This window comes from Metapseudomonas resinovorans DSM 21078 (assembly GCF_000423545.1).
GTDB lineage: Bacteria > Pseudomonadota > Gammaproteobacteria > Pseudomonadales > Pseudomonadaceae > Metapseudomonas > Metapseudomonas resinovorans.
Map to the genome: position 1 here is coordinate 363731 of NZ_AUIE01000001.1, position 12661 is coordinate 376391.

17 protein-coding genes are annotated in these 12661 nt (G+C 64.4%); 15 read left to right on the plus strand and 2 right to left on the minus strand.

The window, feature by feature from the left end; translation table 11 throughout:
- Positions 1–30: 30 nt before the first annotated feature.
- From G559_RS0101630 to G559_RS0101645, 4 genes are all read left to right on the plus strand, one after another.
- Entirely contained in the window at positions 31–858 is an 828-nt protein-coding gene (locus G559_RS0101630) for a CheW domain-containing protein (protein ID WP_028626572.1), read from the plus strand.
- A 94-nt stretch (positions 859–952) separates the two neighbouring features.
- On the plus strand, positions 953–1432 hold the full coding sequence (locus G559_RS0101635) for a chemotaxis protein CheW (protein ID WP_016493839.1): 480 nt from the start codon (positions 953–955) through the stop codon (positions 1430–1432).
- A 1-nt stretch (position 1433) separates the two neighbouring features.
- The gene (locus G559_RS0101640) at positions 1434–1844 is read left to right on the plus strand and encodes a DUF2802 domain-containing protein (RefSeq protein ID WP_028626573.1); all 411 of its coding nucleotides are present in this window, start codon (positions 1434–1436) and stop codon (positions 1842–1844) included.
- A gap of 144 nt (positions 1845–1988) precedes the next feature.
- Positions 1989–2426 carry a rhodanese-like domain-containing protein gene (locus tag G559_RS0101645; protein ID WP_028626574.1) on the plus strand — a complete coding sequence of 146 codons (438 nt, stop codon included), beginning with the start codon at positions 1989–1991 and terminating at the stop codon, positions 2424–2426.
- Here the strand turns inward: G559_RS0101645 and G559_RS0101650 are convergent.
- Both G559_RS0101650 and fliK read right to left on the minus strand, forming a co-directional pair.
- On the minus strand, positions 2407–2736 hold the full coding sequence (locus G559_RS0101650; RefSeq protein WP_028626575.1) for an EscU/YscU/HrcU family type III secretion system export apparatus switch protein: 330 nt from the start codon (positions 2734–2736) through the stop codon (positions 2407–2409). The genes G559_RS0101645 and G559_RS0101650 overlap by 20 nt on opposite strands.
- A 58-nt stretch (positions 2737–2794) precedes the next feature.
- Positions 2795–4333 carry a flagellar hook-length control protein FliK gene (gene fliK / locus G559_RS0101655; RefSeq protein ID WP_028626576.1) on the minus strand — a complete coding sequence of 513 codons (1539 nt, stop codon included), beginning with the start codon at positions 4331–4333 and terminating at the stop codon, positions 2795–2797.
- Positions 4334–4484: 151 nt separating this feature from the next.
- Here fliK and ccmA point away from each other — a divergent pair, with 151 nt between their 5' ends.
- From ccmA to G559_RS0101710, 11 genes are all read left to right on the plus strand, one after another.
- Positions 4485–5120 (plus strand): cytochrome c biogenesis heme-transporting ATPase CcmA, encoded by a 636-nt coding sequence (gene ccmA, locus G559_RS0101660; protein ID WP_028626577.1) that lies wholly within the window; start codon positions 4485–4487, stop codon positions 5118–5120.
- On the plus strand, positions 5117–5788 hold the full coding sequence (gene ccmB / locus G559_RS0101665; protein WP_028626578.1) for a heme exporter protein CcmB: 672 nt from the start codon (positions 5117–5119) through the stop codon (positions 5786–5788). Before ccmA ends, ccmB begins: the two co-directional genes overlap by 4 nt.
- Positions 5789–5858: 70 nt before the next feature.
- The gene (locus tag G559_RS0101670) at positions 5859–6611 is read left to right on the plus strand and encodes a heme ABC transporter permease (RefSeq protein WP_028626579.1); all 753 of its coding nucleotides are present in this window, start codon (positions 5859–5861) and stop codon (positions 6609–6611) included.
- The gene (gene ccmD, locus G559_RS0101675) at positions 6611–6787 is read left to right on the plus strand and encodes a heme exporter protein CcmD (RefSeq protein ID WP_028626580.1); all 177 of its coding nucleotides are present in this window, start codon (positions 6611–6613) and stop codon (positions 6785–6787) included. The genes G559_RS0101670 and ccmD overlap by 1 nt, the downstream gene beginning before the upstream one ends.
- The gene (gene ccmE, locus G559_RS0101680; RefSeq protein ID WP_028626581.1) at positions 6784–7230 is read left to right on the plus strand and encodes a cytochrome c maturation protein CcmE; all 447 of its coding nucleotides are present in this window, start codon (positions 6784–6786) and stop codon (positions 7228–7230) included. Before ccmD ends, ccmE begins: the two co-directional genes overlap by 4 nt.
- Positions 7231–7234: 4 nt before the next feature.
- Positions 7235–9208 carry a heme lyase CcmF/NrfE family subunit gene (locus G559_RS0101685; protein ID WP_028626582.1) on the plus strand — a complete coding sequence of 658 codons (1974 nt, stop codon included), beginning with the start codon at positions 7235–7237 and terminating at the stop codon, positions 9206–9208.
- On the plus strand, positions 9205–9741 hold the full coding sequence (locus G559_RS0101690) for a DsbE family thiol:disulfide interchange protein (RefSeq protein WP_028626583.1): 537 nt from the start codon (positions 9205–9207) through the stop codon (positions 9739–9741). The genes G559_RS0101685 and G559_RS0101690 overlap by 4 nt, the downstream gene beginning before the upstream one ends.
- A complete protein-coding gene (locus G559_RS0101695; RefSeq protein WP_028626584.1) occupies positions 9738–10226 on the plus strand; it encodes a cytochrome c-type biogenesis protein in 489 nt (162 codons plus the stop codon). Before G559_RS0101690 ends, G559_RS0101695 begins: the two co-directional genes overlap by 4 nt.
- On the plus strand, positions 10223–11434 hold the full coding sequence (gene ccmI, locus G559_RS0101700) for a c-type cytochrome biogenesis protein CcmI (RefSeq protein ID WP_028626585.1): 1212 nt from the start codon (positions 10223–10225) through the stop codon (positions 11432–11434). Before G559_RS0101695 ends, ccmI begins: the two co-directional genes overlap by 4 nt.
- Positions 11431–11880, plus strand: coding sequence for a hypothetical protein (locus G559_RS0101705; protein WP_051246329.1), 450 nt, complete (start codon positions 11431–11433; stop codon positions 11878–11880). The genes ccmI and G559_RS0101705 overlap by 4 nt, the downstream gene beginning before the upstream one ends.
- Before the next feature lie 179 nt (positions 11881–12059).
- On the plus strand, positions 12060–12608 hold the full coding sequence (locus G559_RS0101710; RefSeq protein ID WP_028626587.1) for a DUF4124 domain-containing protein: 549 nt from the start codon (positions 12060–12062) through the stop codon (positions 12606–12608).
- The last annotated feature ends 53 nt before the right edge of the window (positions 12609–12661 follow it).

The window sequence follows — 12661 nt, forward strand, 5'->3', positions numbered from 1 at the left end:
CTCTACAGATCAATCCCGTGGGTTCCCAACATGAGTCGTCCCCTCGCCACCGCTACCCGCCCGCAACTGGCCCTGCAGTCCTACCTGGATGCATTGCTGCATGAGGCGTCGGTCGAGCTGGCCGAAAGCACCAGCCGGGAAGAGTTCGAAGCCGCGGTGCTGGAAGAGCAGGTCCGCGATGCGCGACTGACCCGCGTGCTGGAGGCCGCACCGGCACTGGTTGCACCGGAGCCGGAAGTGGAGCCGCTGCTGGTCCTGGAACCGGAAGTCCTCATGCCGACTGTGGCCGAGGCCGAGCCAGAGCCCGTGCAGGCGCGCGTCGAACCGCTGGTGGAACTCGGTATGCCGGGCGCCCTCCAGTCCGATGTTCCGGCACTGGTCGCCGGTGGGCGCCCCGCGTGGGGCGAAGAGCCCTTCGAGTGCCTGCTGTTCGATGTCGCCGGCCTGACGCTGGCCGTTCCACTGGTGTCCCTGGGCTCCATTTACCCGCTGGCCGGGCAGGAGCTGACGCCTTTGTTCGGGCAGCCGGACTGGTTCCTCGGCATACTGCCGTGCCAGGCGGGCAACCTGAAGGTGCTGGATACCGCGCGCTGGGTGATGCCTGAACGCTACCGCGAGGATTTCCGCGAAGGCCTGCAGTACGTGATTTCGGTACAGGGCTACGAGTGGGGGTTGGCGGTGCACCAGGTCAGCCGCTCCATCCGCCTGGACCCGAATGAAATCAAATGGCGCAGCCAGCGTAGCCAGAGACCCTGGTTGGCCGGTACCGTGATCGAACATATGTGTGCGTTGCTGGACGTCTCGGCACTGGCCGAGCTGATCGCCAGCGGCGCAACCAAACGCATGTCGCTGAATTGAGGGGGAGGCCCTGTGCCGTACAGGGCCCCATGAACACAACAGCGGGAAAAACCCGCGACCGCCGCCCAGGGTGGCTCAAGAGAGGCTAGGGAACATGAAGAAATCGTCCGCTCAAGGTGCCGAAGATCCCATCCTGCAATGGGTGACTTTCCGCCTGGACAACGAAACCTACGGCATCAACGTGATGCAGGTGCAGGAAGTCCTGCGTTACACCGAGATCGCACCGGTGCCGGGGGCGCCGAGCTACGTGCTGGGCATCATCAACCTGCGCGGCAACGTGGTGACCGTGATCGACACCCGTCAACGCTTCGGTCTCGGCCCGGCGCCGGTGACCGACAACACCCGCATCGTCATCATCGAGGCTGACAAGCAGGTGGTCGGCATCCTGGTCGACAGCGTGGCCGAGGTGGTTTATCTCCGCCAGTCGGAGATCGAGACCGCGCCCAACGTCGGCAATGACGAATCCGCCAAGTTCATCCAGGGTGTCTGCAACAAGAACGGCGAGCTGCTGATCCTCGTCGAACTGGACAAGATGATGAGCGAGGAAGAGTGGTCGGAGCTGGAGAGCATCTGAGTTGATCTGGATTGCACTGCTCGCGGTGGCCCTTGCGCTGGCCTGCATCGGCTTGGGCGTGACCTGCTACTGGCTGGCCAAGCGCCTGCGCCAGGAAGTGGAGGCTCAGGCCCAGCGCGACGCAGTGCGCGACCAGAAGTTCAAGGATCTGGGGCGTCGCCTCGACGCCTATCTGGAAGGCAGCGTGCGCATGGGCGAGGAGCTCCACGAGCTACGCCGCGTGGTGGCGCCCTTGCCGGACAAGCTCAGCCGGATCGAACAGCGTGACCCCAGCAGCCTTTCCTTCTCGCAGGCTGCGCGCTTGGTGGGACTTGGCGCCAGCGTCGACGACCTTACCCATTCCTGTGGCCTGACCAAGGCCGAAGCCGAGTTGGTGAGCAAGTTGCACCAGGCCCAGAAGGATCGCGGCTGACCTTCGTCCCCGAACTTTGAACTCTGCGCGTCTTAGTGCCCGCTGTTCTTAAGCCATTCCTGTTCCATTCCAATCGTTCCGAATCCCACCCATACGCCTGACCTAAGCTGAAATTCCGGGGCTTCTCTCCGGGGAGGTCCGGCGATGCGTCTACTTCCAATTCTTCTCTTGTGCCTGGTGCCCTATCTGCACGCCCAGGAAGCCCCCATGGAAGTAGAGGGCGCCATGACGGTCAACGTGCTGCAGGCTCGCTACCTGTATGAGCGCGGGGCGATTTTCATCGATGTGCGACCGACCCGCGAATGGACCTGGGGTCATATCCACGGTGCCCTGCATCTCGACCTGCTCGACCGTTTCAACGACCTGGCCCAGCCGCAATGGCCGCGCCAGATGCCCCTGGTGATCTACTGCGACAGCGAGGTCTGCCCCCACGGTGCAGAAGCCGTGAGGATGGCGGTGAGCTGGGGTTACCGGCAGGTCTTCTATTTCCGCGAGGGTTACTTCGCCTGGCAACTGCAGGACTTCCCCCAGGGCAAGGGCCTGGAGGGCGAGCGCCTGGTGTTCAATCGGCCGGTCCGCTGAGCAGGGGAAGGGGCGGGGAGACGTCGCGCTCGGCGTCGGGGTCGAAGCCGGCCGGACACTTGCCCCTGAGGTACCAGGCGAAGGCGATGATCTCCGCGATGGTGCGGTAGAGCGCTTCGGGAATCGCGTCTCCCAATTCCAGCCGCGCCAGCAGGCGCACCAGTTCGGCGTTCTCGTAGATGGGGACTTCGTACTCGCGGGCGATGGCGAGGATGGCCTCAGCCAGTTCGTCGTCGCCCTTGGCAGTCAGGTTGGGGGCGCTGACGCCGTCGTAGGAGAGGGCGATGGCCTGGCGGGGTTTCTTGCTCATTCCGACTTCCTTGCAGAGGTGAAGCCGACGAAGCTGAACGCATTCACGGGCGTTGGAATCATGCGGTTTCGTCCACCCAGCGCTGTTCCAGGTTGGTTCTTTGTCCCCGGGGTGGTTTGCCCTGGGTGCAGGCCAGATCGCCGACGGTGAGGCCGGCGGCCTGCAGGCGCTCGCGAAGGTTCGGCAGTTCGCGGTCGATCAGTCCGGCGGTGTCGGCGCGTTCCGCCCAGAGCTGGCTGGACAGACTGCCCTGCGCCAGTTGGGCCTGGACCTGCAGCGGCCCGAGCGGCTCCAGGTCGAAGGCCAGTTCGATGCGCCAGAGGCTTTCCTTGCGTTCGTTCTTCTCCTGCCGGCCGTCTTGCTCCTGTTGCAGCTTGATCTGCAGCGGAACGATTTCCTGTTGATTGCGCATCGGCACTTCCAGTTGCCAGGTGGTCAGCAGGTTGCCTTCGGGGGTCACCTGGGTCTGGGCGAGGCTGGAAAGCTGGTGAGTCTGCAGTCGGGACACGGCAGCCGCAGCCAGTTTGAGCAGGGTTTCCAGGTCGCCTTCTTCCTCGGCTGTCTGCGCCAGGCGCGAAGGCAGGGGAAAGCTCAGCGCCTGCTGGCGGGCGTTGGCCTGGCCGAGGGCACCCAGGGCGCTACGAATGAAGGCCGGCAGGGCCTGGGCCATGGCGTTGCTGGTGCCGGTGGTCGGCAGGGCGCCGGGCGTTGGCAGGGCTGGCAGCAGTTGCGCGACCAGGCGCAGCAGGTTGGCCTTGAAGTCCTGCGGCAGGGCGCCGGTCTGGCCGCCCAGCAGGCGTGATTCCAGCAGGGCGCCGCTGTTCTCCAGGGCTGCGGCCAGGACCTTTGGGTCACCGAGCTGACGGATGTCGGGCAGGGCACCGAGCAATTTATCCATGGCGGCCCGCAGGTTTTCCGGCAGGTTCTCCCGGCCGGTGGTCTGCAAGGCCCCGATCAGCACGTCGAGCGAGCCCTGGCGGCTCTGCTGCCCGGCCAGTTGCTGAGTGAGTTCGAGCTGATCCAGCTGCGCTGCCAGGGGTAGAAACTGCAGCATCTGGCTGCCCTGGACCTGGGCGCTGAGCAGGCTGCCGATCGCCAATGGCCGAGGGCTCTCGATACTCAGCTGATTTCCAGCCAGCGGGGTGTTGAGGACATTGACCAGCACCTTGTAGACCGCTGCCTGAGCCTTGCCTTGGGCGGTCAGTTCGCTGGACACCACCTTGCCCTGGACCAGGGTGCCCACGGGCAGCAGATCGAGGTCGAGGCTGCCGAGGGCGCGCTCGCCACCTTTCAGGGCCATGGCCAGGCGGGTATCCGACAGGGCAGTGATGTTGAGCAGGCTTCCCTGGGCCAAAGGGCGCGTGCTGCTGGCTTCCAGGGTTGTCTGGGTGCCATTGGCCAGGGTCAGTTTGAGCAGCAACTGGAAGCTCTGCGCGGTTTCCTTCAGGGCGATGACTTCGGCGTCGGCGCTTTCGCCAGCGGCCAGCAGTCCGTCCAGGGGCTGCAGGAGCTTGAGCGCCATGTCCGCCGCGTTCTGCACGGGGCGGGAAACGGGCTGGCTGGGGGGGAGAGGGCGCACGCCGCTGATTTCGGTCATGAAAGGGTTACAACCTGTCGAAAAAGCTCGCTTCGGGGGTGGGGTGTGGCATGTATAATGCCGCCCCGTCCGGGTCGGCCGCGAGCCTTGGAGTTCTCCATTATAGCGGCCGGCACCTCCCTGACTTGAATACACCCCGGGTATCCATGCCGTGACCAGTCCCTATCTCGAGACCGTGGCCCTCGCCTGCGAGCGGGACTGGCGTCTGCTGTTCGAGCGGCTGGATCTGCAATTGGTCCCGGGCGAGATGCTCCAGGTCAGTGGCCCTAACGGCAGTGGCAAGACCAGCCTCTTGCGCCTGCTCTGCGGCCTGATGCAGCCCACCGCCGGGGAAGTCCGCCTGAACGGCAAGCCGCTGGCCCGCCAGCGCAGCGAACTGGCGCGAAACCTCCTGTGGATCGGTCATGCTGCCGGTATCAAGGGCCTGCTGACCCCCGAGGAGAACCTGCGCTGGCTCTGTGCCCTGCACCAGCCCGCTGGCCACGAGGCCATCTGGCAAGCGCTGGAAGCGGTGGGCTTGCGCGGCTTCGAAGACGTACCCTGCCATACCTTGTCTGCCGGACAGCAGCGCCGTGTGGCCCTGGCACGCCTGTACCTGGACGCGCCACCGCTGTGGATTCTCGACGAACCCTTCACCGCCCTCGACAAACAGGGGGTCGCCCAGTTGGAGCTGCATCTGGCGCGGCATTGCGAGCAGGGCGGACTGGTGGTGTTCACCACTCACCACAGCATGGGCCATGTGCCTTCCGGCTATCGCGAACTTGACCTGGGGCAGCGCCGCGCATGAGCAACGTCTTCACCTTGCTGGTTGCTCGGGAAGCCCGCCTGCTGGTACGCCGTCCGGCGGAATTGGCTAACCCGCTGGTGTTCTTCGCCATAGTGGTCGCATTGTTCCCCCTGGCCGTCGGCCCCGAGACCCAATTGTTGCAAAGCCTTTCCCCCGGCCTTGTCTGGGTAGCGGCCCTGTTGGCCGTGCTGCTCTCGCTGGACGGGCTTTTCCGCAGTGATTTCGAAGATGGCTCGCTGGAACAGTGGGTCGTTTCGCCGCACCCCCTGCCGCTTCTGGTGTTGGCCAAGGTGCTGGCACACTGGCTGTTTTCCGGATTGGCCCTGGTATTGCTGGCACCGTTGCTGGCGCTGATGCTCGGTCTGCCGGCACGCTGCCTGCCTGTGCTGCTGCTCTCGCTGCTGCTCGGTACGCCGGTGTTGAGCCTGCTGGGTGCCGTGGGCGCCGCGCTGACTGTAGGCCTCAAGCGTGGCGGCCTGCTGCTGGCGTTGCTGATCCTGCCGCTGTACATCCCGGTGCTGATTCTTGGCAGCGGAGCGTTGCAGGCGGCCCTGCAAGGACTGCCGACAGTCGGCCACCTGTTGTGGCTGGCGAGTCTCACCGCCCTGGCGGTGACCCTGACACCCTTTGCCATTGCCGCCGGCCTGACCATCAGTGTCGGCGAATAAGAAACAGAGTTGCCCTGATGAGAAAACTGCCGATGTCCGAACAGGCCTCAGCGCCAAGCAGGTGGCCCCGATGAACTGGACGTGGTTCCACAAGCTTGGCTCGCCGAAATGGTTCTACGAGATCAGCGGCCGCTGGCTGCCCTGGTTCGCCTGGGGCGCGGTGATCCTGATCACCCTCGGCCTGGTCTGGGGCCTGGCCTTCGCACCGCCGGACTACCAGCAGGGCAACAGCTTCCGCATCATCTATATCCACGTGCCGGCAGCCTTCCTCGCCCAGTCCTGCTACATCATGCTGGCGGTGTGCGGCGTGGTTGGCCTGGTGTGGAAGATGAAACTGGCCGACGTCGCCCTGCAGGCCGCCGCGCCCATCGGCGCCTGGATGACCTTCGTCGCGCTGGTCACCGGTGCCATCTGGGGCAAGCCTACCTGGGGTGCCTGGTGGGTCTGGGATGCCCGCCTTACGTCGATGCTCATCCTTCTTTTCCTGTACTTCGGTGTCATTGCCCTCGGCCAGGCGATCAGCAATCGTGACAGCGCCGCGAAGGCCTGCGCAGTGCTGGCCATCGTCGGCGTAATCAACATCCCGATCATCAAGTACTCGGTGGAGTGGTGGAACACCCTGCACCAGCCGGCCACCTTCAAGATCACCGAGAAGCCGGCCATGCCGCCGGAAATGTGGTTGCCGCTGCTGATCATGGTGCTCGGCTTCTACTGCTTCTTCGGTGCCGTGATGCTGCTGCGGATGCGCCTGGAAGTGCTCAAGCGCGAGTCCCGCGCCAGTTGGGCCAAGGCCGAGATTCAGGCACAAGTGGGTAAGGTCTGATGAGTTTTTCTTCCTTCACCGAATTTCTCGCCATGGGTAACCATGGCCTGTATGTCTGGACCGCCTATGGCATCAGCCTCGCGGTACTGGCCATCAACGTCGCCATGCCATTGATCGCGCGGCGCCGTTACCTGCAAGACGAGGCGCGTCGTTTGCGCCGGGAGGAGTCGAAGTGAATCCGGTACGCAAGAAGCGCCTGTTCATCATCCTGGCCATCGTGGCGGGTGTGGGCGTCGCCGTGGCGCTGGCGCTGTCCGCGCTGCAACAGAACATCAATCTGTTTTACACCCCGACCCAGATCGCCAACGGCGAGGCCCCGCAGGACACCCGTATTCGTGCTGGCGGAATGGTCGAGAAGGGCTCTGTGCAACGTAGCGGCGACTCTCTGGACGTGCAGTTCGTGGTCACCGACTTCGCCAAGAGCGTGACCATCCGCTACCACGGCATCCTTCCCGACCTGTTCCGCGAAGGGCAGGGCATCGTTGCCCTCGGTAAGCTCAACGCCGACGGCGTGTTGGTGGCTGACGAGGTACTGGCCAAGCACGACGAGAACTACATGCCGCCGGAAGTGACCAAAGCCCTCAAGGAAAGTGGCCAACTCCCGAAGAAGGAGGGGTGACCTGATGATTCCCGAACTTGGCCATCTGGCCCTGATCCTTGCCCTGTGCCTGGCCGTCGTGCAGTCGACCCTGCCGCTGATCGGCGCCTGGCGCGGCGACCGCCAGTGGATGAGCCTGGCCCAGCCAGCCGCCTGGGGGCAGTTCGCCTTCCTGGCCTTTGCCTTCGGTTGCCTGACCTACGCCTTCATGGTGGATGATTTCTCGGTGGCTTATGTCGCCAGCAACTCCAATAGTGCGCTGCCCTGGTACTTCAAGTTCAGCGCCGTCTGGGGGGCTCATGAAGGCTCGTTGCTACTCTGGGCAATGATCCTCGGCGGCTGGACCTTCGCCGTGGCGATCTTCTCCCGGCAGTTGCCGGAAGTGATGCTGGCTCGAGTGCTGGCCGTGATGGGCATGATCAGCATCGGTTTCCTGCTGTTCCTGATCGTCACCTCCAACCCCTTCAATCGCCTGTTGCCGAACATGCCGGCCGACGGTAACGATCTCAACCCGCTGCTGCAGGACTTCGGCCTGATCGTCCACCCGCCGATGCTCTACATGGGCTACGTCGGCTTCTCCGTGGCCTTCGCCTTCGCCATCGCCGCGCTGCTCGGCGGCCGCCTCGATGCCGCTTGGGCGCGCTGGTCGCGGCCGTGGACCATCATCGCCTGGGCTTTCCTCAGCGTCGGTATCGTGCTCGGCTCCTGGTGGGCCTACTACGAACTCGGCTGGGGCGGCTGGTGGTTCTGGGACCCGGTGGAAAACGCCTCCTTCATGCCCTGGCTGGTCGGCACGGCGCTGATCCATTCCCTGGCCGTGACCGAGAAGCGCGGCGTGTTCAAGAGCTGGACCGTGTTGCTGGCCATCGCGGCTTTCTCCCTTAGCCTGCTGGGCACCTTCCTGGTTCGTTCCGGTGTGCTGACTTCGGTCCACGCTTTCGCTACCGATCCGGAGCGCGGGGTCTTCATCCTCGCCTTCCTGCTGCTGGTGGTAGGCGGTTCCCTGGCGCTGTTCGCCGTTCGCGCGCCAGTCGTCAAGAGCCAGGTGGGCTTTGCCCTCTGGTCCCGCGAGACCCTGCTGCTGGTGAACAATCTGGTGCTGGTGGTCGTGGCCTCGATGATCCTGCTCGGCACGCTCTACCCATTGGTACTGGACGCCCTGACCGGCGCCAAGCTGTCGGTCGGTCCGCCGTACTTCAACGCCCTGTTCGTGCCGTTGATGGGGATCCTCATGCTGGCCCTGGCCGCAGGCGTCCTGGTGCGCTGGAAAGACACCCCGGTCAAATGGCTGCTCGGCATGCTCGGCCCGGTACTGATCGGCAGCCTGGTGCTCGGCGTGCTGGCGGCGTTCCTCTATGGCGACTTCCACTGGGCCGTGCTGGCCGTTGGCTTCCTGGCCGCCTGGGTGGTTCTGGCCGGCGTCCGTGATCTGGTGGACAAGACGCGCCACAAAGGCCTGCTCAAAGGCGCCAGTGGCCTGACGCGCAGCTACTGGGGCATGCAATTGGCCCACGCAGGCATCGCCGTCTGTGCATTGGGCGTCGTGCTCTCCAGCCAATACAGTGCGGAGCGCGATCTGCGCCTGGCACCGGGTGAGTCCGTGGAGCTCGGCGGTTACCGCTTCCTGTTCGAGGGTGCGGCACACCATGAAGGCCCGAACTTCACCTCCGATAAAGGCACCGTCGTCGTCTTCGACGGCGACAAGCAGATTTCCGTGCTGCATCCGGAGAAACGCCTCTACACCGTGCAACAGTCCGTGATGACCGAGGCCGGCATCGATGCCGGTTTCACCCGCGACCTCTACGTCGCGCTTGGCGAGCCCCTGGAAAACGGCGCCTGGGCAGTGCGTGTGCATGTGAAGCCCTTCGTCCGCTGGATCTGGCTGGGCGGCCTGCTGATGGGCCTTGGTGGCGTGCTGGCGGCGACGGACCGACGCTACCGGGTGAAAGTGAAGACCCGCGTCCGCGAGGCGCTGGGCATGGCGGGAGCCCAAGCATGAAGCGTCTGATCCTGGTCCTGCCGCTGCTGGCCTTTCTCGGCATCGCACTGTTCCTCTACCGTGGCCTGTTCCTCGATCCAGCCGAGCTGCCTTCGGCCTTGATAGACAAGCCGTTCCCGGCCTTCTCCCTGCCCAGTGTCACCGGCGAGCGTACGCTCACCGAGGCCGACCTCAAGGGCAAGCCGGCGCTGGTCAACGTCTGGGGCACCTGGTGCGTATCCTGCCGCGTCGAACACCCGGTCCTGAACAAGCTGGCGCAGATGGGCGTAACCATCTACGGCGTCAACTACAAGGATGACAATGCTGCCGCGTTGAAATGGCTGAAGGAGTTCCACAACCCCTACCAGTTGGACATTCGCGACGAGCAGGGCAGCCTTGGCCTGGACCTGGGCGTCTACGGTGCACCGGAAACCTTCCTGATCGACAAGGACGGCATCATTCGCCACAAGTTTGTCGGCGTGATCGATGAAGTCGTCTGGCGTGAACAACTGGCGCCGCTTTACCAGGCCCTGGTCGACGAGGAGGGCAAATGAAGCGCCTGATCGCTGCAGTCCTGCTGGGCCTGGCCCTGACTGGCCTGGCCCGTGCCGCTATCGACACCTACGAGTTCAAGGATGAGGCCGAGCGCGAGCGCTTCCGCACCCTCACCGAAGAGCTGCGTTGCCCCAAGTGCCAGAACCAGAACATCGCTGACTCGAACGCGCCCATTGCGACCGACCTGCGTCGCGAAATCTTCCGCATGCTGGAAGAGGGCAAGAGCAACGACGAGATCGTCGACTACCTCGTCGCCCGCTATGGCGACTTCGTGCGCTACAAACCGCCGGTCAACGCCCGCACCCTGCTGCTCTGGTACGGCCCTGCTGGCCTGCTGGTGGGCGGCCTGGTCGTGCTGGGCATCATCGTCGTGCGCCGCCGTCGGGTCGAAAGCACCCCTGCCAAGGTCATGCTTTCCGCCGATGAGCAGGTTCGCCTCGACGCCCTGCTGAACTCCGAGAACCAGGACAAGAAAGACCCATGATCGATTTCTGGCTCGCCGCCGGCCTGCTCCTGCTGGTCGCCCTGGCTTTCCTGCTGATTCCCGTGCTGCGCGGCCGCAAGGCCCAGACCGAGGAAGACCGTACCTCCCTGAACGTTGCCCTCTACCAGGAACGCCTGGATGAAATGGACGCCCAGCGCGCCGCCGGCACGCTGACTGCCGAGCAGTTCGAGGCCGGACGCGCCGAGGCCGCTCGCGAGCTGCTGGCCGATACCGAAGGAGCGGACAACGGCCGCTCCTCTCGTTTGGGCAAGGCCCTGCCGCTGCTGTTTGCCGTGCTGGTGCCGGTGCTGGGTTTTGGCCTCTACCTGCACTGGGGCGCCAGCGACAAAGTGGAGTTGACCCGCGAACTGCGTGAGCAACCCCGCAGCATTGAAGAAATGACTTCGCGCCTGGAGCGTGTGGTCGAGGCACAGCCGGAGTCCGCTGAAGGCTGGTACTTCCTCGGCCGCACCTACATGGCCCAGGATCGGGCCGCCGATGCCGCGCGCGCCTATGAACAGGCAGTCAAACGGGGTGGTCGTGAGCCCGAGCTGTTGGGTCAATGGGCCCAGGCGCTGTACTTCGCCAGCCAGAAGAAGCTGACCCCCGAGGTCAAGGCCCTGACTGAAGAGGCGTTGAAGGCTGATCCCAAGGAAATCACCAGCCTTGGTCTGCTCGGCATTGCCGGTTTCGAGGAAGGCCGCTACCAGGAGGCGATCACCTACTGGGAGCGTCTGATCACCCAGCTGCCGGCCGACGACCCCTCCCGCGGCGCCCTGCAGGGTGGCATCGACAAGGCCCGCGAGAAGCTCAAGGAAAGCGGTGTGGCCGTCGAGGAGCCCGCGGTCGCTCCGGCACCGGCCGGTGCCGAGTTGAAGGTGCGCGTTGACCTGGCGGCGTCCCTGAAAGACAAGGTGCAGCCCGGCGACAGCGTGTTCATCTTCGCCCGCGCCACCTCCGGCCCGCCCATGCCGCTGGCGGTCAAGCGCATGACCGTGGCCGACCTGCCGGCGGAAGTCAGCCTGAGCGACGCGGACGCCATGATGCCGCAGCTCAAGCTCTCCAACTTCCCGCAGGTGCAGTTGGTCGCCCGGATCTCCCGTAGTGGCAATGCGACCGCCGGGGAATGGATAGGAAGCAGTTCGCCGCTGTCTACTGGTTCGTCGGATACCCAACGACTGACCATCGACAGCCCGGACAAGAAATGACCACCCACATAGTGCTTCCGGCAGTACCGAACCCCCGCTTCGGTCTGCCCCTGATCTGCCTCCTCCTGACCCTGGCCGGCTGTGCTGGCCAGGGTCCGTACCACGAACCCGACGAGCCTGAGTGGGAACCTTCCCGCAAACCGCCGGCCGTTCAGTCCCCTCCCCAGAGCCGCCCCTTGCCGCCACCGCCGCCACAGTCGCAGCCGCCCAAGCAGGCGCCGCGATTGAAGGCGCACCCACGCTTCGCTCCGCCTCCAGGTGGCAATTGCTACTGGGACACCGGGCTAGGCGTCTATGTGCTCGAAGGCCAGCGCAACGTGTTCTACCGCGAGCGCGTCTACTACCGCTGGGATAACGGCTGGAGCTACTCCAACGGCCCACAAGGTCCCTGGCAGCCCACTGACGCCAGCGGCGTGCCGGCCGGCTTGGGTCGAACGTTTCGTTGAGTCCTTCCGGGATTCCCGGACCTGGTGGTTGAGCCAAGCAAAGCCCAAGCATTCCGGCTTCCTGCCGTTCAACCACCACGGACCTTCCGAGACGTCCACCACATCCCTGAATCGCTTCTGTTGCTCCTGTAAATCAGCTTCTGTAGTGTGCTGGCATTCCGCTATCTAGGAGGTCGTGGATGCTGCCTCGTTTTGTGTTTGCCGCCCTTACCCTGTTATTGGCCCAGCCACTCGCTGCCCAGGTCTATCAGTGGCGCGATGCCGATGGGAAGGTGCATTTCACCGACACGCCGCCGCCCCAGAGTCGCGCGGTGGAGAACGATCACTTGCAGGTCAACAGCATGGATGCCGTGCCGGCCGCGCAGCCTGAACCTGCCGCAGAGGCCGAGCCGCAAGCGCGCTCGCTGAACCCGGGCCAGCTCCATCAGAAGGGCATGCAGCAATGCTCCACGGCCATCGCACGCATGCCCTCGCTGATCAACGAGACCCAGAAGCTCGGCCGTGATGCGGTGCGCAAGCAGAAGATCACGCAGAACCAGCTGGACAAGGCCATGTTCAAGATGGACGACTTCTACAAGGGGCTGAAGCGCAACGAGCGGGAATGCGTGAGCGAGTACGTCGCCAGTGAAAAGACTCGCAGCTCGGTGGACTGCCTGGCCGATACACCGGATGTAGTCAGCTTCGGTCAGTGCATGCAGTTTGCTGAGTGGTCAGAGACTTTCAAGTGAACGTCAGGGAGCGGGGCATCTTCAAGCGCCTGTATGAATAGTAAGAAGAGATT